Source organism: Duganella sp. sic0402 (genome assembly GCF_019219065.1).
Classification (GTDB): Bacteria; Pseudomonadota; Gammaproteobacteria; order Burkholderiales; family Burkholderiaceae_D; genus Rugamonas.
In genome coordinates this window covers 298363-317577 of the sequence record NZ_JAHUWK010000002.1, presented here as the reverse complement: position 1 = coordinate 317577, position 19215 = coordinate 298363, and the positions used below count along the sequence as shown (strand labels likewise).

The following is a 19215-nucleotide window of genomic DNA, read 5'->3' as shown; positions in this document are numbered from 1 at the left end:
CCCCAATGGCAATTCCTTCATGACCATACCAAGCTCCATCCTGGAGGCGCTTGATCGCGCCGATGTTTCCTGGCGCCCATTGTTGATCAAGGGGCTGGAAGCCATGATGGCGGCCACGCCGGATTATCTGCCGCAGCTGGCGCAGGATCAGTACCTGCCGACCGAACAGCGACTGTTTGCCGCTTTCGCATTGCCGCTCAATAAGGTGAAGTATGTACTGGTTGGCGAAGGACCATATCCGCGAGCAGAGAGCGCCACCGGCGTCTGTTTCATGGATGGGGCGGTTGGCAGCCTGTGGTCGGCGGAACCCGGTGGCGGCCTATCCAAGCCGGTCAACAAGGCGACTTCCTTGCGCAACTTCATGAAAATGCTGCTGGTGGCGGATGGCCAGCTTCAACTGGCGAACACTGCTGGCGACGCAATGGCGGCGGTATCGGCCCAGGCGCGCAGCGGCGCGGGCAGCCATATCCTGACTTTGGCGGACATGCAGCACAAGCTCACCCAGCAGGGCTTTCTGTTGCTGAACGCTACGCTGGTGTTCCGCAGCCACGTCGCCCCGGCCAAGGACGCGAAAGCCTGGCTGCCGTTCTTCGAAACGGTGATGGCTGGCCTGGCCGCGCAGGCTGCCAGTGTGCCGACCATGGTGCTGTGGGGAAAAATCGCTGAGCTGCTGGCCAAGTTGCCTGTAATGAAAGACTTTCCGCAGGTCACCGCAGAACACCCGTACAACCTGAGTTTTATTGGCAATAAGGAAATGCATCAGCTGTTTCAGCCGATGCAATTGCTGAAGGGGTAAAACGAAGGGGCGACCAGCAAGCTTTATTAAAGTTTGGTATACTTGACTAATTCGATCAACTACTCAGGCTTTGAATAGTATTGAGGTCGATATTTTAACCCAACCGAGGTAGTGATGCGTCTGACCACCAAAGGCCGTTTTGCTGTGACTGCGATGATTGACTTGGCGTTGCGCCAGGGCAAGGGACCAGTCACGCTGTCGGGCATCAGCCAGCGTCAGGCGATTTCCCTGTCCTACCTGGAGCAACTGTTCGGCAAGCTGCGCCGCCACGAGATCGTTGAATCCATTCGCGGTCCGGGCGGCGGCTACAGTCTGGCGCGCCGTGCCGACAAAGTCACCGTCGCCGACATCATCATCGCTGTCGACGAGCCGCTTGATGCGACGCAGTGCGGCGGCAAGGAAAACTGCCATGGCGCCGATGCTGCCAGTGGCGTGCGTTGCATGACCCACGAGCTGTGGGCCACGCTGAACGAAAAAATGGTTGATTACCTGGATTCCGTCTCGTTGCAGGATCTGGTCGATCAACAAAAGCAGAAAGACGCGGCGCAAAACGTGGTGCACCTGCACCGCACCGGCAACCACGCCGCGCTATAAAAGTTAACGGAGTAACAGATGAACGCCCCAGAAAAAAACATCGCTGACGTGAAGTTCCAGACCGCGCCGCATTTCCCGATCTATATGGATTACTCGGCGACCACGCCGATCGATCCGCGCGTCGCCGATGCAATGATTCCATACCTGCGCGAACAGTTCGGCAATCCGGCCTCGCGCAGCCACATGTATGGCTGGACCGCTGAAAAAGCGGTGGAAGAGGCACGCGCCAACGTGGCGGCGCTGGTCAATGCCGACCCGCGTGAAATTATCTGGACCTCGGGCGCCACCGAATCGAACAACCTGGCCATCAAGGGCGCGGCGCAGTTCTACAAAACCAAGGGCAAGCACATCATCACCGTGAAAACCGAGCACAAAGCCGTGCTGGACACCGTGCGTGAACTGGAGCGCCAAGGCTTTGAAGCGACCTACCTGGAGCCACAGGACAATGGCCTGATCACCATCGAGCAGCTGACCGCCGCCATCCGTCCGGACACCATCCTGATCTCGGTCATGCTGGTCAATAACGAGATCGGCGTGATCCAGCCTATCGACCAGATCGGTGAACTGTGCCGCTCGAAAGGCATCATCTTCCACTGCGACGCCGCGCAAGCGACCGGCAAGGTGGTGATCGACCTGCAAAAAACCAAGGTCGACCTGATGACCTTCACCGCGCACAAAACCTACGGCCCGAAAGGCGTGGGCGCGCTGTACGTATGCCGCAAGCCGCGCGTGCGTATCGAAGCACAGATGCACGGCGGTGGCCACGAGCGCGGTCTGCGTTCGGGCACGCTGCCTACCCACCAGATCGTCGGCATGGGCGAAGCCTTCCGCCTGGCGAAAGTGGAAATGGACAGCGAAATCGCCCGCATCAAGGCGCTGCGCGACCGTCTGGCCAAAGGCCTGCAAGAGATCGAAGAAACCTACATCAACGGCGACATGGAACACCGTGTGCCGCACAACCTGAACGTCAGCTTCAACTACGTTGAGGGCGAGTCGCTGATCATGGCGGTGAAAGACCTGGCGGTATCGTCGGGCTCCGCTTGCACTTCGGCCTCGCTGGAACCATCTTATGTATTGCGCGCGCTGGGCCGTAGCGACGAACTGGCGCACAGCTCGATCCGTTTCACCATCGGCCGCTTTACCACCGAAGCCGATATTGACTTCGCGATCGAACTGATGAAGTCCAAGGTACACAAACTGCGTGAACTGTCGCCGCTGTGGGATATGTTCAAAGACGGCGTCGACATCAGCTCGATCCAATGGGCAGCCCACTAATTTTACAGATACAGGAGCATTAAAATGGCTTACTCGGAACAAGTACTGGACCACTACGAAAACCCACGCAACGTTGGCGCCTTCGACAAGGGCGATGACAGCGTCGGTACCGGCATGGTCGGCGCGCCAGCCTGCGGCGACGTGATGAAACTGCAAATCAAGGTCGGTGCCGATGGCCTGATCGAAGATGCGAAATTCAAGACCTACGGCTGCGGTTCGGCGATCGCATCGAGCTCGCTGGTGACCGAATGGGTCAAGGGCAAGACCCTGGACCAGGCGCTGGCCATCAAGAACACCCAGATCGCAGAAGAACTGGCGCTGCCGCCAGTGAAGATTCACTGCTCGATCCTGGCGGAAGACGCCATCAAGGCTGCGGTGCTGGACTATCAGAACAAGCACGCTACCGTAGAAGCGTAATTTACGACACGTCGCCCCAGTCATCCTGGGGCGCGGGAGAATCACATGGCAATCACCCTGACCGAAAAAGCAGCGAAACACATCAACCGCTATATCGAGCGCCGCGGCAAGGGCCTCGGTCTGCGTTTTGGCGTGCGCACCACCGGCTGCTCGGGCATGGCCTACAAGCTGGAATACGTGGACGAAGTGACCGATGAGGACAGCGTGTTCGAATCGCACGGCGTGAAAGTGTTCGTCGATCCGAAAAGCCTGCCGTACATCGACGGCACGGAGCTGGACTTCGCGCGCGAAGGCCTGAACGAGGGCTTCAAGTTCAACAACCCGAACGAGAAAGACGCTTGCGGTTGCGGTGAAAGCTTCCGCGTCTAAGCCGTCATGCAGAATCACTTTGAGCTATTCAATCTGCCGCAGCAGTTTGCCGTAGACGCGGGCGCGCTGGACAGCGCCTACCGCGACGTGCAAAGCCGCGTCCATCCCGACAAATTCGTCAACGCCACCGACGCCGAAAAGCGCGTCGCCATGCAGTGGGCCACCCGCGCCAACGAAGCCTATCAGACCCTGAAAAATCCGCAGAAGCGCGCGCAGTATATGTGCGAGCTGCACGGCGTCGATTTGCAGACCGAGTCGAATACGGCAATGCCGATGGCTTTCCTGATGCAGCAGATGGAGTGGCGCGAAGAACTGGGCGACGCCCGCGCCGGCAAGGACAGCGACGCGCTGGAGTCGCTCGACAAACAACTGCGCAACGCCCGCAAGGAGCAGTTGGCGCAGATCGAACAGCAGATCAACGCCGGCGATTACGCCGCCGCCGCACAAGGCGTGCGCGCGCTGATGTTTCTCGAAAAATTCGGCGAAGAAGTCCGCTTCGCCTTTGAAGCAATCGAAGCTTGATGCCTGGCGCCGCTGGCCGGCGCCCCGCCTCAGCTGACCACATAAGAATACAGGTCTCACCCATGGCACTTCTGCAAATTTCCGAACCAGGCATGTCGACCGCGCCGCACCAGCATCGGCTGGCGGTGGGCATCGATTTGGGCACCACCAATTCGCTGGTGGCGACTGTGCGCAACAGCATTCCAGAAGTGCTGAACGATGAAGATGGCCGCGCGCTGTTGCCGTCGGTGGTGCGCTATCTGCCCAACGGGCACGCCAACATCGGCTACAAGGCGCAGGTCGCACAGACCACCGATCCGAAGAACACCATTGTGTCGGTCAAGCGTTTCATGGGCCGTGGCCTGGCGGATATCGCCTATGCTGAAAACCTGCCATACGATTTCCAGGATACGCCAGGCATGGTGCAGCTGAAAACGGTCGCCGGCGTCAAGAGCCCGGTCGAAGTGTCGGCGCAAATTCTGGCCACACTGCGCCAGCGCGCTGAAGACTCGCTGGGCGATGATCTGGTGGGTGCGGTGATCACCGTGCCGGCGTACTTTGACGACGCGCAGCGCCAGGCAACCAAGGATGCGGCGCAACTGGCCGGCCTGAACGTCCTGCGTCTGCTGAGCGAGCCGACTGCGGCCGCCATCGCCTACGGGCTGGATAACGCTTCGGAAGGCATCTACGCCGTCTACGATCTGGGTGGCGGTACCTTTGATATCTCGATCCTGAAACTGAGCAAGGGCGTGTTTGAAGTGCTGGCCACCGGCGGCGACTCCGCGCTGGGCGGCGATGACTTCGATCACCGCCTGTTCTGCCACATCCACCAGGAAGAGAAACTGGCGCCGCTGTCGGATGAAGACACCGCCGTGCTGATGGTCAAATCGCGCGAAGCCAAGGAACTGCTGTCGGCCAAGGCGGAAGTCGTCGTCGATGCAACCCTGAAGTCTGGCGAGCAGGTGCACATCACCATCACCGCAGAGAAGTTCCAGGAGATCACCAGGCACCTGATCGAGAAGACCATGAAGGCCATCAAGAAAGCGCTGCGCGACGCCAATGTCGATGCGGACGATGTCGATGGCGTGGTCATGGTCGGCGGTGCGACGCGTATGCCGCATGTGCACCGCGCGGTCAGCGAGTATTTCCATACCACGCCACATGCAAATATTGACCCGGACAAGGTAGTGGCGCTGGGCGCCGCCGTGCAGGCCAATCTGCTGGCCGGCAACCGCGCCGCTGGCGATGACTGGCTGCTGCTGGATGTGATTCCGCTGTCGCTGGGCATTGAAACCATGGGCGGGCTGGTGGAGAAGATCATTCCGCGCAATTCCACCATTCCTTGCGCGCGCGCGCAGGAATTCACCACCTTCAAGGACGGCCAGACCGCACTGGCGGTGCATGTGCTGCAAGGCGAGCGTGAGCTGGTGGCCGATTGCCGTTCGCTGGCGCGCTTTGAGCTGCGCGGCATTCCGCCGATGGCGGCCGGTGCGGCGCGTATCCGCATCACCTATCAGGTGGATGCTGATGGCTTGCTGTCGGTGTCGGCGCGCGAGTTGCGTTCGGGCGTGGAAGCGTCGATCAGCGTCAAGCCATCGTATGGCCTGGGGGATGATGATGTGGCGCGCATGCTGCAGGAATCGCATACTTCGGCGGATGTCGACATGAAGGCGCGTGCGCTGCGTGAAGAGCAGGTTGAGGCGGAACGCATTCTGCTGGCGACGCAAGCGGCGCTGGATGAAGATGCAGCCTTGCTGTCGGACGAGGAGCGTGTGGCGGTTGATGCATTGATGGCAAAAACGCGCGAGATCGTCGCGCAATCGCAGACTGGGGCTGTAGACCATCAGGCCGTGAAAGCCGCAGTCGAGGCGCTGGCCCACGGCACCGAAGAATTTGCGTCCCGCCGCATGGACCGTAGCGTGCGCAGCGCGCTCGCCGGCAAAGCGCTGGATCAAGTCGTTTAAATATATAAAGAGTTTAACCATGCCACAAATCGTATTCCTGCCCCACGCAAAACTGTGCCCGGATGGCGCTGTCGTTGAAGCCGAAGCCGGCAAGACGCTGTGCGACATCATGCTGGAGAATGACATCCACATTGAGCACGCCTGCGAGAAATCCTGCGCTTGCACCACTTGTCACGTGCTGGTGCGCGAGGGCATCAACTCGCTGAACGAAGCCAGCGAAACCGAAGAAGACCTGCTGGACAAAGCCTGGGGCCTGGAAGCCGTATCGCGCCTGTCTTGCCAGGCTGTAGTGGCGGACCAAGATCTGGTGGTCGAGATTCCGAAGTACACCATCAACCACGCCAGCGAAGGCGGTCACTGATATGAAGTGGACTGACATCACCGCGATTGCGGAAGCGCTGTACGACAAGTACCCGGACGTCGATCCGTCCACCATCCGCTTCACCGATCTGCACAACAAGATCATCGAGCTTGAAGAGTTCGATGATGACACGACGCGCGGTGGTGAAAAAGTCCTCGAAGCAGTGCAACAGGCGTGGATCGATGAAGCAGCCTAAGAAACCAGTCCAGAAGATCGGCGCCACCGTCACCAGCGCCGACAATATGCCGGAAATCCGTGAAGGCCAGACTGTGGCGCTGCTGCAGGAGCTGCACATCCTCACGCGCGACGGCAAGATGAACCAGGACAGCCGCCGCAAGCTGAAACAGGTCTACCACCTGTACCAGTTCATCGAGCCGCTGCTGAAAGAAGTGCTGGCCGAGAAAGACAATGTCTCGCTGGTCGATCACGGCGCAGGCAAGTCCTACCTGGGCTTTATCATCTACGACCTGTTCTTCAAGGCGTTACAGAACGACTCGCATATCTACGGCATTGAAACCCGCGAAGAACTGGTCGCGCGTTCGCAGGAACTGGCCAGCCAGTTCAACTTCCCCGGCATGTCCTTCCTGCCGCTGTCGGTGGCGGAGTCCACTGAATCGAAGCTGCTGCCGGCGCAGATCGACGTTGTCACCGCGCTCCACGCCTGCAATACGGCCACCGATGACGCCATCCAGTTCGCGCTGAAGAAGAAGGCCAAGCACATCGTGCTGGTGCCATGCTGCCAGGCCGAAGTGGCCTCGGTCCTCAAGAAAAACAAAGGCCAGTCGCTGGGCAAATCCGCGCTGACCGAAATCTGGCGCCACCCGATCCACACGCGTGAATTCGGCAGCCAGATCACCAACGTGCTGCGTTGCCTGCAACTGGAAGCGCACGGCTACAGCGTCACCGTGACGGAACTGGTGGGCTGGGAACACTCGATGAAGAATGAACTCATCATCGCCACCTACAAGAACCTGCCGCGCAAGCGTCCGTCCGAGCGCCTGAAAGAGGTGCTGGAAACTGTCGGCCTGCAAGAGATGAATACCCGTTTCTTCGCTGAAGAAGAGGTGGCGTAATGGAGAACTGGCTCGACCTGCGTAGTGACACCGTCACGCGCCCAAGCGCTGCCATGCGCGAGGCCATGAACGTCGCCGAAGTGGGCGATGATGTCTACGGCGACGACCCGACCGTCAACCGCCTGCAGGAATACGCCGCCGACCTGTTCGGCTTTGAAGATGCGCTGTTCGCGCCGTCCGGCACGCAGAGCAATCTGCTCGCGCTGCTGGCGCACTGCGGCCGTGGCGACGAATACCTGGTTGGACAGGAAGCGCACACCTATCGCTACGAAGGCGGCGGTGCTGCGGTGCTGGGCAGTATCCAGCCGCAGCCGATCATCAATCAGGCCGACGGCAGCATTGCGCTGGCCGACATCGTATCCTATATCAAGCCGGATGATTTCCATTTCGCCCGCACCAAGCTGCTGGCGCTGGAGAACACCATCAATGGCCGCGTGCTGCCGATGGACTACGTGCAGCAGGCCACGAAACTGGCGCACGACAAGAGCCTGGCCACGCACCTCGATGGCGCGCGCGTTTGCAACGCGATGGTCAAGCTGGGCGTCACGCCGCGCGAAGTCGTGCAAGGCTTCGATTCCGTATCGGTATGTTTGTCCAAAGGCCTGGGTGCACCGGTTGGCTCGGTGCTGCTGGGCAGCCGTCCGCTGATCAAGGAAGCCAAGCGCTGGCGCAAGATGCTGGGCGGCGGGATGCGCCAGGCTGGCGTCATCGCTGCGGGTGGCCTGTACGCGCTGGAGCGCAACATCTCACGTCTGGCGGAAGACCACGACAACGCCGCTTACTTCGCTGGTGAACTGGCGAAGATGCGCGGCCTTAAAGTCACCACGCCACAGACCAACATCTTCTACGTCGACATTCCGCAGTTCGTGCTGAAAGGCCTGGGCGATGTGCTGGAACTAACGCGCATCCGCATGTCCTTGGGCACGCGCACGCGTATCGTCACCCACATGGACGCATCGCGTGAAGACATCGACCGCGCCATCACCGTTTTTGGAGACTTCTTTGGATAACACGATACGTCTCTCCAAGCGGGTTGCCGACGAGCGTCAATGCTCGCGCCGCGAAGCCGAACTGTATATCGAAGGCGGCTTTGTCAGCGTCGATGGCGAAGTCGTGGAGGAGGTGGGCGCGCGCGTCGCACCGGAGCAGCAGGTCACGCTGGCGGATGACGCCACGCTGCTGGAAATCACGCCCGTCACCATCCTGCTGCACAAGCCGGCCGGCGCGGCACAGCCGCTGCACCTACTGAACGCCGATACGCTGACACGCTCCGCGCCAGGCCAGCGCTTCCTCAAGCGCCATCTCACCGGTCAACAGGAGATGGTGCCGCTGGATACCAAGGCCAGTGGCTTGGTAGTGTTCACGCAGGACTTCCGCGTCAACCGCAAACTGAGCGACGAGGCGCTGGAGCAGGAGATCATCGTCGAAGTCGCTGGCGCCATCATCGAAGGCGGCTTGCAGCAGCTGAACCAGATCAACGGCAAAGTCAGCTGGCAGAACGAAACGCGCCTGCGCTGGGCCGTCAAAGGCCTTAAGCTGGGCACGATTGAGAAGCTGTGCAAGGAAGTCGGCCTGAAGGTCGTCTCCATGAAGCGCATCCGCGTCGGACGCATCTCCATGGCCAGCCTGCCGTCAGGCGAGTGGCGCTATTTGCAGAACTACGAGCGATTTTAAGCGGCGCTCGCCGTTTTCTTTTTCTTTTCCAGCGGCGGCAGTTGCACCAGGCGGGTGCCCGCCAGTTTATCGTGCAGGAACTGGCGGTCTTTGTCGAAGAAGGCCGTCAGCGACCATGCCACGATACCTATCAAAATCGCGCCCAGCGCATGCCAGCGGTGCAGGTCTGCGGCCAGCGAGATCACCAGCGCCGGCAAAATCCACATCCAGCTCAGCAGGTAGCGCACGGCCGCCACGCGTGGCGTCACCGGGCCGCCGTTGACGGTGACCAGCTTCAGGCGCCAGGTGCGCATGGCCAGCGTCTGGCCTTCGCGGGTCCATTGATGGATGAAGTAAACGCCCAGCACCAGGAAGGCCAGCGCCTGCCGCATGTGCTCGACCAGCGGCGTGTGGCTGCCGCCGCTGGCGACTTCGAAAATCAGGAAGGGCAGGAACAGCACGGCAAAACCGAGCAGGGCTTCGTACACCATCGAAATCAGACGGCGCTTGACGGTGGGCTTGCTGGTGAGCGGATTATTTGACATCGGCAGGAGGCGCCGCCTGCGTAGGCGGCGTGGATGTGGGAGGAATCGGCGTCACGTTGGAGGCGTTCGGCAGCAGGGCGTTCGGATCGACCGGCGGTGCGGCCACCGGCGGTGCGAGCGATGCGGCGGCAGCTGGCACGGCCGGCTTGACCGGCGCCGGCGTTGGCATCTTGGCTTGCGTTGGCGTCGGCAGATTGACCACCTGCTTTTTGGTCGCGGCCTTGGCGGCAAGTTCTTTCTTCTGTTCGTCGGACAGCGTCTGGTACTCCTCCCATGACACCGCTTTCTGCGTCGGATTCAGCTTTTGCGCGCGCGCGTAATTCTGGCGGATCTGGCGCCGCTCTTCCGGCGACAGGCGCACCCACTCGCGCATGCGCTCTTGCACACGCGCCTGCTCATCTTCCTTCATGCGCGCATAGCGCTTGGCGATGGCCAGCCATTTCTGCTTGCGGATCGGCTCGATCTCGTCCCACTCGCTGGCCAGCGGCTCCAGCGCTTTCTGCTGGGCGGGCGTCAGATCTTTCCACATGGTTTTGTCGGCCAGCTTGGCGGCGCTCTGGCCGGTGACCGCTGCGACCGGCGCCGCGACCAGGTCGGCCGCATCCGGCTGGGCAGCGATCCACGCGCCGCCACCTGCTACCGCTAACACCGCCGCTGCTGCGCCCCACTTGGCGCGACTGCTCCATGCCATCGCTTACTCGCTTCGCGTCAGGTAGGCGTTAAAGCCATGGTCGAGGTAGGCGTCCAGCGGCAGCTCATCCGACAGCACGGCGGCGTCGATTTCCGCCAGGTCGGCGATGCGTTCCTGCTGTTCGTACTGATAGATGCCGACCATGCCGACCACCAGGGCCAGCGCCGGCACCAGCATGCCCCAGCGGCCCAGCCAGTTAAATTGCGACATGAAGCCGCCGCCGACAGCCGCCAGTTCAGTTTTGACAACCCGCACCGCCAGTGGCACTTCCACATGGGCTTTCTTGCGGGCGAGCGCCAGTTTGCGCGCCTGCGCCAGGCGGTCTGAGGTCGAAGCAGGCAGCTCGTCCAGCTTTTCATTGAGCGCGTGGCGCACTTTGTAAGCGAAATTCAGATCGTCGGTGTTCATAATTTAATTCCCTTGGCTGCCAGCGCTTCGGCCAGCGCATGTGTTGCACGAGAGCAATGCGTTTTGACGCTGCCTTCCGAGCAGCCCATGGCTTCGGCAGTTTCAGCTACATCCATATCCTGCCAATAACGCATCAGGAAGGCTTCTCGTTGACGTGCCGGAAGCTTTTGTACTTCGGCATCGATGATGTCCAGCGTCTGCTGGCGCTCGAACTTGTCGGCACCGGATTCGGCCGCTTCGGAGCCGGCTTCGGCCGCGTAGGATTCCAGCATGTCGAAGTCTTCATGCTCGTCGCCAGACGGGCCCATGCCGGAAAACAGGCTGACCCAGGTGTTGCGGACCTTCTCCCTGCGGAAATAGTCGAGGATGGTGGTCTGCAAGATCCGCTGGAACAGCGCCGGCAGCTCGGCGGCCGGCTTATCGCCATATTTCTCGGCGAGCTTGATCATCGCGTCCTGGACGATGTCCAGCGCGGATTCGTCCTTGCGTACTGCATAGACGGCTTGCTTGAAGGCCCGGCGTTCGACGTTTTCGAGGAAGTCGGATAATTCTTTGTCTGTGGCCATGCGGCTGCCGGGTGTTTTGAACTGAGCCGCATCCTAGCAAAAAACCTCACATTTTGCATGGTTTTAGCTCAAAACCCATCAATTTCCAAATTAGCTCTTGCTGAAAAGGAGAGGCCGGTGTACCGTATGGGACGCTTTGAACAACCCCGAAGCTCTATGGTCTGGTCGCAGCAGGCACACAACGCCGCAAACGACACGACGCGCTTTCATTTAGTAGGCAGTTTGCTCTCGCCCACGCCACAAGCGTGAGAGGTATGCAACACCACTACGGAAAACCCGGCCAAACGAGAGTTTGCGCTAGCACCGCTTTGCACGTCACTACGGTTGACGGAAGAGGCAGTGCGACCGCATAAGTAAAGGGAAGCCAGGCAGAGCTGTAGCGGTATTCGTACTTCGTAAGGACAGAGCATCCGATCAATCTCCTATGGACCTTGAAAGGAATGTTTCATGAATACCGAAGCATCTTCATCATCGCAGTTAACTGGCGCAGAAATACTGGTGCGCTGCCTGGCCGAAGAGGGCGTTGAACACGTCTTTGGCTACCCAGGCGGAGCCGTACTGTATATCTACGACGCCATCTTCAAGCAAGACAAATTCCAACACGTTCTGGTACGCCACGAGCAGGCTGCGGTCCACGCTGCCGATGCATACTCGCGTTCGTCGAACAAGGTCGGTGTCGCGCTGGTCACGTCCGGTCCGGGCGTTACCAATGCCGTGACTGGCCTGTCCACCGCTTACATGGATTCCATCCCCATGGTCGTGATCTCGGGCCAGGTGCCTAGCCACGCCATCGGCCAGGATGCGTTCCAGGAATGCGACACGGTCGGCATTACCCGTCCGGTGGTCAAGCACAATTTCCTCGTCAAGGACGTCAAGGACTTGGCCGAGACCGTCAAGAAAGCCTTCTTCATCGCCCGCACCGGCCGTCCAGGCCCTGTGCTGGTCGATATTCCGAAGGATATCTCGATGCACAAAACGCATTACTCGTACCCGAAAGAGGTCGAGATGCGTTCGTACAAACCGGTAGACAAAGGCCATTCCGGCCAGATCCGCAAAGCAGTCCAACTGCTGCTGCAAGCCGAACGCCCGATGATTTATACCGGCGGCGGCGTGATTCTGGCCAGTGCTGCACCGGAACTGAATAAACTGGTCGACAAGCTGGGCTTCCCGGTCACCAACACGCTGATGGGCCTGGGCGCCTATAAGGCGTCGAGCGAGAATTTCGTCGGCATGCCAGGCATGCACGGGACCTACGAAGCCAATATGGCGATGCAGAACTGCGACGTGCTGATCGCCATCGGCGCGCGTTTCGATGACCGCGTGATCGGCAACCCGAAACACTTCGCTTCCAACCCGCGCAAGATCATTCACGTGGACATCGATCCATCGTCGATTTCCAAGCGCGTGAAAGTGGACATTCCGATCGTCGGCAACGTCAAGGACGTGCTGATCGAATTCCTGGCGCAGCTGGACGCGTCGGATGCCAAGCCTAACCAGCCGGCGCTGAAAGACTGGTGGAAGCAGATCAACGAATGGCGCGGCCGCGACTGCCTGAAGTTTGCGAGCTCCGATCTGGTCATCAAGCCGCAATCAGTGGTGCAGAAGCTGTGGGAAGTAACCAAGGGCGACGCCTTTATCACCTCCGACGTCGGCCAGCACCAGATGTGGGCAGCGCAGTACTACCCGTTCGACAAGCCTAAGCGCTGGGTCAACTCGGGCGGCCTGGGCACCATGGGCGTCGGCCTGCCGTACGCCATGGGCGTACAGATGGCGAATCCGGATGCGACCGTGGCCTGCATCACCGGCGAAGGTTCGATCCAGATGTGCATCCAGGAGCTGGCGACCTGCAAGCAGTATCACCTGACGCCGAAGATCATCATGCTGAACAACCGCTTCCTGGGCATGGTCCGCCAGTGGCAGCAGATCGACTACGGTTCGCGCTACTCCGAGTCCTATATGGATTCGCTGCCGAACTTCGAGAAGCTGGCCGAGGCTTATGGGCACGTTGGCATGCGTATCGAAAAACCGGGCGACGTCGATGGCGCACTGCGCGATGCGTTTGCGATGAAGGACAAGCTGGTGTTCATGAATTTCATCACCGATCAATCGGAAAACGTCTGGCCGATGGTTAAAGCAGGCAAGGGTCTGTCCGAAATGCTGCTGGGTTCGGAGGATCTCTAACATGCGACACATTATTTCTGTATTGCTGGAAAACGAAGCCGGCGCCTTGTCCCGCGTGGTGGGCCTGTTCTCGGCACGCGGCTACAACATCGAAACGCTGACCGTGGCGCCGACCGAAGACGCGACCCTGTCGCGGATGACCATCGTCACCACCGGTTCGGACGACATCATCGAGCAGATCACCAAGCACCTGAATCGCCTGATCGAGGTGGTCAAGGTGGTGGACTTGACCGAAGGCCAGCACATCGAACGCGAACTGATGCTGATCAAGGTGCGCGCGGTGGGCAAGGAGCGTGAAGAGATGAAGCGTACCGCCGACATCTTCCGCGGCCGCATCATCGACGTCACCGAAAAGAGCTACACGATTGAACTGACCGGCGCCAAGAGCAAGCTCGATGCGTTTATCGACTCGATCGACCGTGCTTCGATACTCGAAACGGTACGCACCGGCGGTTCCGGCATTGGACGCGGCGAACGCATCCTCAAAGTTTAAGCAGCACGCAACCCATACATAACGAATTTACTTAGGAATGAACATGAAAGTTTTCTACGACAAAGACGCTGACCTCTCCCTGATCAAAGGCAAAAACGTGGCCATCATCGGCTACGGTTCGCAGGGCCACGCCCACGCGCAAAACCTGAGCGATTCCGGCGTCAACGTGACCGTTGGCCTGCGCAAAGGCGGCGCTTCGTGGCAGAAGGTGGAGAAAGCCGGCCTGAAAGTCGCTGAAGTCAACGACGCTGTCAAAGCCGCCGACGTCATCATGATCCTGCTGCCGGACGAGAACATCGCCCAGGTCTACAACGAAAACGTCGCGCCTAACGCCAAGCAAGGCGCGGTGCTGGCCTTCGCCCACGGCTTCAACGTGCACTACGGCCAAGTCGTGCCACGCGCCGACCTGGACGTGATCATGGTTGCGCCGAAAGCCCCAGGCCACACCGTGCGCGCCACCTACACCCAGGGTGGCGGCGTGCCGCACCTGATCGCTGTGTACCAGGACAAGTCCGGCGTCGCCCGTGACATCGCCCTGTCGTACGCATCGGCCAATGGTGGCGGCAAGGCCGGCATCATCGAAACCAACTTCCGCGAAGAAACCGAGACTGACCTGTTCGGCGAACAAGCGGTTCTGTGCGGTGGCGCGGTTGAGCTGATCAAGGCCGGCTTCGAAACCCTGACCGAAGCGGGCTACGCACCGGAAATGGCATACTTCGAATGCCTGCACGAACTGAAACTGATCGTTGACCTGATCTACGAAGGCGGCATCGCCAATATGAACTACTCGATCTCGAACAATGCCGAGTACGGCGAGTACGTGACCGGTCCTAAGGTTGTCACCGCGCAGACCAAGGAAGCCATGCGCCAGTGCCTGAAAGACATCCAGACCGGTGAATACGCCAAGTCCTTCATCCTGGAAAACAAAGCAGGCGCACCAACCCTGATCTCGCGCCGCCGCCTGACCGCCGAGCACCAGATCGAAGAAGTCGGCGCTAAACTGCGCGCCATGATGCCTTGGATTGCTAAAAACAAAATGGTTGACCAGTCGAAGAATTAAGCAGTTTCTTCCTCAAACGAAAAGCCGGCAGATGCCGGCTTTTTTTTAGTTCAAGATAAGCATGTTTAGTAAAAATCACTAAATTCAGCTTGAAATTGAATGTTTGTTGAGTGGAAACGATGCTCCTTTGTTATAACGTTATTAGTTATATGCAAGGAGTGGTGTAATGACAATGAAAACGTGTGCTGTGCTGCTGGCCGCCGGAGTGTGCGGCGCCGTGCCTGCCACGGCAGCCGTGCCGGCGCCGCTGTCCTATTCATGTCTGCGCGCCACCGCCCCGATCCACATCGACGGCAAGCTTGATGACGCCGCATGGCGCAACGCGCCGTGGACTGAGGACTTCGTCGATATCGAAGGCGACAGCCAGCCGCGCCCCAAATACCGCACCCGCGTCAAGATGCTGTGGGACGACCACTACCTCTACATCGCTGCCGAGATGGAGGAGCCGGACGTGAAAGCCACGCTGACCCAGCGCGACTCCGTCATCTTCAAGGACAACGACTTTGAAGTCTTCATCAAGCCCTTGCCGGACTCCGACAGTTATTACGAATTCGAGATCAATGCGCTCAACACCGGCTGGGATCTGTTTTTGCCCAAACCGTATAACCAGGACGGCCAACCGGACAACAGCTGGGATATCCAGGGCCTGAAGACCGCCATTGCCGTACAGGGCACGCTGAACAATTCAAAAGACACGGACCACGGCTGGAGCGTGGAAATCGCCTATCCCCTGAGCGCCTTCGCCTCCCGCCAGGCGGTGCCGCAGCCGCGCGATGGCACCACCTGGCGCATCAATTTCAGCCGCGTGGAATGGACCGCTGGCAAGGCAAAGGAAGACAACTGGGTGTGGTCGCCGCAAGGCGTGATCGATATGCACGTGCCGGAACGCTGGGGTTTTCTGCATTTTCGCACCAGGCCAGTGTGGTAAAACGGCCTCGTTCCGGTTTAGTAAATCAAACTAAACTTCGCCCCAAGTTTGGAAAACGGTTGAGGCAGCCGAAGTTACTTTGTATAAATTTCAACGGGCGAATGCGATGTTCAATAATATGCAGGCATCTCCGGCGTTTAGTAAAACATCCGGCGGCCACCCTACTTATAACAAGCCCGAAATCGGGCACAACCTGGAGATGACCACATGACTACCTTGCATCACACTACACGGCAGTTACGCTGCCGCGCCACGCCGATCGCCATGGCGGTCGGCGCCGCATTGCTGTCGCTGAGCGCGCAGGCGCAGACCGCAGCGCCAGCAGCAGACGCCAAGCCCGCCGACGATACCGTCGTTGTCGTTACCGGCTACCGCTACGCGATCGAGAAAAGCCTGGACCAGAAGCGCGACGCCAATTCCATCGTCGAGGTAGTGACCGCCGAAGACATCGGCAAATTCCCTGACAAGAACGTGGCCGATGCGCTGCAGCGCGTGCCGGGCGTGATCATCGACCGCAGCGGCGGCGAGGGCAAGAACGTCAGCGTGCGCGGCCTGTCCTCGGAACTGACGCTGACCGAATTGAACGGCAACTACGTCGCCACCGCCGAGTCCAACGGCGACCCGACGCGCTCGTTCAACTACACGCTGATGCCGTCCAATATGCTGTCCAGCGCCGAGCTGTTTAAAACGCCGGAAGCGCGCATCGACGAAGGCGGCATCGGCGGCACCGTGATCCTGCGCACGCGCCGTCCGCTGGACGTGAAGTCCGGCAGCGGCTTCGTCTCGGCCGAAGGCACCTGGGCCGACACCACCAAGAAAACCGACGGCCAGTTCTCCGGCCAGTACGCCTGGCACGACGAGCAAAACCGCTTCGGCGTGCTGGTTGGCTACACCCAGCAGAAGCGCACCACGCGCACCATGGGCGCCAGCACCGAAGACTGGAAGTGGTATAGCGACGATAACACCGCGCACCCGGCCACCGACGTCAATGGCAAACCGTCGAAGATGAACAGCTACTGGTGGGGCGAGTCGGGCTTCTATGACCAGAGCGGCAAGTACTACAGCAATTTCATGATGCCGACCTCGGTCAACTTCGACGTCAAGACCGAAGAGCGCGAGCGCAAGGGCGGCCAGCTGACGCTGCAATTCAAGCCAGTGCGCAACCTGGTCCTGACCGGTAATTATTTCCGCTTCGACCTGTCGCAGAACTCGCAGACCAACACGCTGAAAATCCCCGAGTGGAACCTGGCGCGCTACAACGGCGACGGCAACTGGGCCGGCGGCCGCCTGCTCGATGGTCTGAGCTTCGACCCGAGCAAGACCATCGTCACCGGCGCGCAATACAGCGTCCACCCAGGCAAGACCTACTATTGCAGCGAAGCGCAAGCGGCCGCAGGCGGCCAGAAACCTGGCGGCTGGGGGCCGGACGATTGCACCATCCCGACGCCGCAAATCACCGGCAGCTACAACCGCGAAAAAGCGCTGTCGCAGACCGCCGACATCGAAGCCGAATGGCGCGGCGAGTCGGTGGACGCCAGCTTTAAGCTTGGCCGTACCTGGGCCACCGGCGGCCCGGAAGTGCAATTCTCGATGCCGATCAAGCCACGCATGCAAAATGCCGACGGCAGCTGGACGCTGGGCAATTACGCCAGTGCGTGGAGCCTGAACGGCACGCCGACCATGACCTTCTCGCCGGAACTGATGGCCAATCTGCAAAAAGGCATCGGCGAGATCGACCTTGGTTCGACCCAATCGTCGTGGACCCGCAATAGCACCGAGCAGAAGTACGCACAGGCAGACGCCACCTGGCACACCGACCGCGGCTGGCTGGACTCGGTGATGTTCGGCGCCAAATACCGTGATGGCGGCACCCACCGCAGCACCGGCAACAGCTACTGGGCGTGCAAGGGCACCGACGTCAGCAACTACGACAACCGCTACCAGGCTGGTTGCGACCCGACCGCCAACAAATTCCAGCCGCAGTTCCTGTACAGCCAGTCGCTGGACAATATCGTCGGCGGCATCAACGCCAGCGCCTTCCCGGCGATTAATTTCCCGGCCTATGTCAGCTACCTGAACCAGACCTACGGCGCGATGCAGACCCGTAACGAAGACAACTTCGTCTACAACGTCAGCGAGAAGATCGCTTCGGCCTATGTGCAAGCCAATATCAAGGCGGAACGCCTGCGCGGCAACGTCGGCGTGCGCGTGGTGCGCACCCGCCAGCATGCCGATTCGACCGACCAGGTCGACAACTACAGCGACTACTTCTTCGATGGTGCCGACGGCAATCCTGCGCCTTGCCTGGCAGGCGGTGCACCAGCGGCCGGTGCGCCTGCCGGCTCCGGCTGCATCAGCGGCTTCACCACGCTGCCCGACAGCATCGCGCACACCAAGTCGTTCGCTGTCAGCTCGCTGGACCGCACTTACACCGATGTCCTGCCAAGCATCAACCTGGCCTACGACCTGAGCGACACGCTGCTGCTGCGCGCGGCAGCCTCCAAGGTGGTGGCGCGTCCTAGCTACAACGATATCGCCTACCCAGGCGGCCTGCGCAACTACAGCCAGGAATACGTCAACGACCGCCGTCTGATCGGCGGCGGCGACCAGCAGGGCTGGTACGGTTCGGGCAGCAACAAGGAACTGGAGCCGTACAAGGCCAACCAGTTCGACCTGGGCCTGGAGTGGTACTTCCAGCGCGGCTCGGTCCTTGGCGCCAACGTGTTCCGCAAAAACGTCAGCAACTTCTCGGTGCCGGTGGTGCTGAACGTGCCGCAGACGGTCGGCGGCCAGAGCGTGACGGTGCAAAACTATTCGACCACTGCCGGCGGCCGCAACGGCGTCTCGCAAGGTGTCGAATTGTTTGCGCAGCACACCCTGGCCATGGGCGTTGGCTTCCAGGTCAACTACACCTACAACAAGACCAACCAGGCGGCGATCACGCTGGGCGATGGGACCGAACTGGGCAAGTCGCCGCTGGTCGGCAGCGCCAAGAACCAGGCCAACGTGACCGTGTTCTATGAAACCGACAGCTTCCTGGCGCGTGCGTCGTACAACCGTCGCGGTGTGGTGGTGGACGGGTTGATGAACGGCCTGAATATCTATCGCGATCCATACAGCCAGGTCGACCTGAACGTCGCCTACAACTACAGCAAGCAGCTGAGCTTTACCGCTTCGGTGCTGAACGTGACCAAAGAAGAATCGAGCTCGCATCTGGGCAACGATACCAAGAACCGTTTCTATTCCAATAGCTACGCCGGCCGCATCGCGTACTTTGGCGCGAACTACAAGTTCTAAGTTCTGAGTTCCGGTCCTGCCCCGTCCAACCGGACGGGGTAGT

At 60.1% G+C, this 19215-nt stretch carries 21 protein-coding genes; 17 read left to right on the top strand and 4 right to left on the bottom strand.

Annotated elements, in window-relative coordinates; all coding sequences use genetic code 11:
- The first annotated feature begins 19 nt into the window (after positions 1-19).
- From KW842_RS07015 to KW842_RS06960, 12 genes are all read left to right on the top strand, one after another.
- Entirely contained in the window at positions 20-796 is a 777-nt protein-coding gene (locus tag KW842_RS07015) for a uracil-DNA glycosylase (protein ID WP_218303374.1), read from the top strand.
- Between the two features lie 114 nt (positions 797-910).
- Positions 911-1390 carry a Fe-S cluster assembly transcriptional regulator IscR gene (iscR, locus tag KW842_RS07010; protein WP_218303373.1) on the top strand — a complete coding sequence of 160 codons (480 nt, stop codon included), beginning with the start codon at positions 911-913 and terminating at the stop codon, positions 1388-1390.
- A gap of 18 nt (positions 1391-1408) precedes the next feature.
- On the top strand, positions 1409-2665 hold the full coding sequence (locus KW842_RS07005) for an IscS subfamily cysteine desulfurase (protein WP_090176911.1): 1257 nt from the start codon (positions 1409-1411) through the stop codon (positions 2663-2665).
- Between the two features lie 24 nt (positions 2666-2689).
- A complete protein-coding gene (iscU, locus tag KW842_RS07000; protein ID WP_218303372.1) occupies positions 2690-3082 on the top strand; it encodes a Fe-S cluster assembly scaffold IscU in 393 nt (130 codons plus the stop codon).
- 45 nt (positions 3083-3127) lie between these two features.
- Positions 3128-3451 carry an iron-sulfur cluster assembly protein IscA gene (gene iscA / locus KW842_RS06995; protein ID WP_090176915.1) on the top strand — a complete coding sequence of 108 codons (324 nt, stop codon included), beginning with the start codon at positions 3128-3130 and terminating at the stop codon, positions 3449-3451.
- A gap of 6 nt (positions 3452-3457) precedes the next feature.
- Positions 3458-3973, top strand: coding sequence for a Fe-S protein assembly co-chaperone HscB (hscB, locus tag KW842_RS06990; protein WP_218303371.1), 516 nt, complete (start codon positions 3458-3460; stop codon positions 3971-3973).
- 62 nt (positions 3974-4035) lie between these two features.
- Positions 4036-5916 carry a Fe-S protein assembly chaperone HscA gene (hscA, locus tag KW842_RS06985; RefSeq protein ID WP_218303370.1) on the top strand — a complete coding sequence of 627 codons (1881 nt, stop codon included), beginning with the start codon at positions 4036-4038 and terminating at the stop codon, positions 5914-5916.
- Positions 5917-5935: 19 nt separating this feature from the next.
- On the top strand, positions 5936-6277 hold the full coding sequence (gene fdx / locus KW842_RS06980) for an ISC system 2Fe-2S type ferredoxin (protein WP_218303369.1): 342 nt from the start codon (positions 5936-5938) through the stop codon (positions 6275-6277).
- Between the two features lies 1 nt (position 6278).
- Positions 6279-6473, top strand: a complete 195-nt coding sequence (iscX, locus tag KW842_RS06975; protein WP_218303368.1) for a Fe-S cluster assembly protein IscX — start codon at positions 6279-6281, stop codon at positions 6471-6473.
- The gene (locus KW842_RS06970) at positions 6460-7350 is read left to right on the top strand and encodes an SAM-dependent methyltransferase (protein WP_218303367.1); all 891 of its coding nucleotides are present in this window, start codon (positions 6460-6462) and stop codon (positions 7348-7350) included. Before iscX ends, KW842_RS06970 begins: the two co-directional genes overlap by 14 nt.
- Positions 7350-8360, top strand: a complete 1011-nt coding sequence (gene ltaE / locus KW842_RS06965) for a low-specificity L-threonine aldolase (protein WP_218303366.1) — start codon at positions 7350-7352, stop codon at positions 8358-8360. The genes KW842_RS06970 and ltaE overlap by 1 nt, the downstream gene beginning before the upstream one ends.
- Entirely contained in the window at positions 8353-9024 is a 672-nt protein-coding gene (locus tag KW842_RS06960) for an RNA pseudouridine synthase (protein ID WP_218303365.1), read from the top strand. The genes ltaE and KW842_RS06960 overlap by 8 nt, the downstream gene beginning before the upstream one ends.
- Here KW842_RS06960 and KW842_RS06955 read toward each other — a convergent pair.
- From KW842_RS06955 to KW842_RS06940, 4 genes are read right to left on the bottom strand one after another with little or no spacing between them, the layout of a single operon-like run.
- On the bottom strand, positions 9021-9548 hold the full coding sequence (locus tag KW842_RS06955) for an RDD family protein (RefSeq protein WP_218303364.1): 528 nt from the start codon (positions 9546-9548) through the stop codon (positions 9021-9023). The two genes, KW842_RS06960 and KW842_RS06955, sit on opposite strands and share 4 nt — an antisense overlap.
- A complete protein-coding gene (locus KW842_RS06950; protein ID WP_218303363.1) occupies positions 9538-10239 on the bottom strand; it encodes a DUF3106 domain-containing protein in 702 nt (233 codons plus the stop codon). The genes KW842_RS06955 and KW842_RS06950 overlap by 11 nt, the downstream gene beginning before the upstream one ends.
- A gap of 3 nt (positions 10240-10242) precedes the next feature.
- Positions 10243-10647, bottom strand: a complete 405-nt coding sequence (locus tag KW842_RS06945; RefSeq protein WP_218303362.1) for a DUF3619 family protein — start codon at positions 10645-10647, stop codon at positions 10243-10245.
- The gene (locus KW842_RS06940; RefSeq protein WP_218303361.1) at positions 10644-11213 is read right to left on the bottom strand and encodes an RNA polymerase sigma factor; all 570 of its coding nucleotides are present in this window, start codon (positions 11211-11213) and stop codon (positions 10644-10646) included. The genes KW842_RS06945 and KW842_RS06940 overlap by 4 nt, the downstream gene beginning before the upstream one ends.
- Before the next feature lie 447 nt (positions 11214-11660).
- Here KW842_RS06940 and KW842_RS06935 point away from each other — a divergent pair, with 447 nt between their 5' ends.
- The 5 genes from KW842_RS06935 (at position 11661) to KW842_RS06915 (ending at position 19172) form a co-directional block, all read left to right on the top strand.
- Entirely contained in the window at positions 11661-13394 is a 1734-nt protein-coding gene (locus tag KW842_RS06935) for an acetolactate synthase 3 catalytic subunit (protein WP_218303360.1), read from the top strand.
- 1 nt (position 13395) lies between these two features.
- Positions 13396-13887, top strand: a complete 492-nt coding sequence (ilvN, locus tag KW842_RS06930; protein ID WP_092273446.1) for an acetolactate synthase small subunit — start codon at positions 13396-13398, stop codon at positions 13885-13887.
- Positions 13888-13930: 43 nt separating this feature from the next.
- Positions 13931-14947 (top strand): ketol-acid reductoisomerase, encoded by a 1017-nt coding sequence (gene ilvC / locus KW842_RS06925; RefSeq protein ID WP_090176962.1) that lies wholly within the window; start codon positions 13931-13933, stop codon positions 14945-14947.
- Between the two features lie 166 nt (positions 14948-15113).
- Positions 15114-15875, top strand: coding sequence for a carbohydrate-binding family 9-like protein (locus KW842_RS06920; protein ID WP_218303359.1), 762 nt, complete (start codon positions 15114-15116; stop codon positions 15873-15875).
- Positions 15876-16082: 207 nt separating this feature from the next.
- Positions 16083-19172 carry a TonB-dependent receptor gene (locus KW842_RS06915; RefSeq protein WP_229223545.1) on the top strand — a complete coding sequence of 1030 codons (3090 nt, stop codon included), beginning with the start codon at positions 16083-16085 and terminating at the stop codon, positions 19170-19172.
- Positions 19173-19215 lie beyond the last annotated feature (43 nt).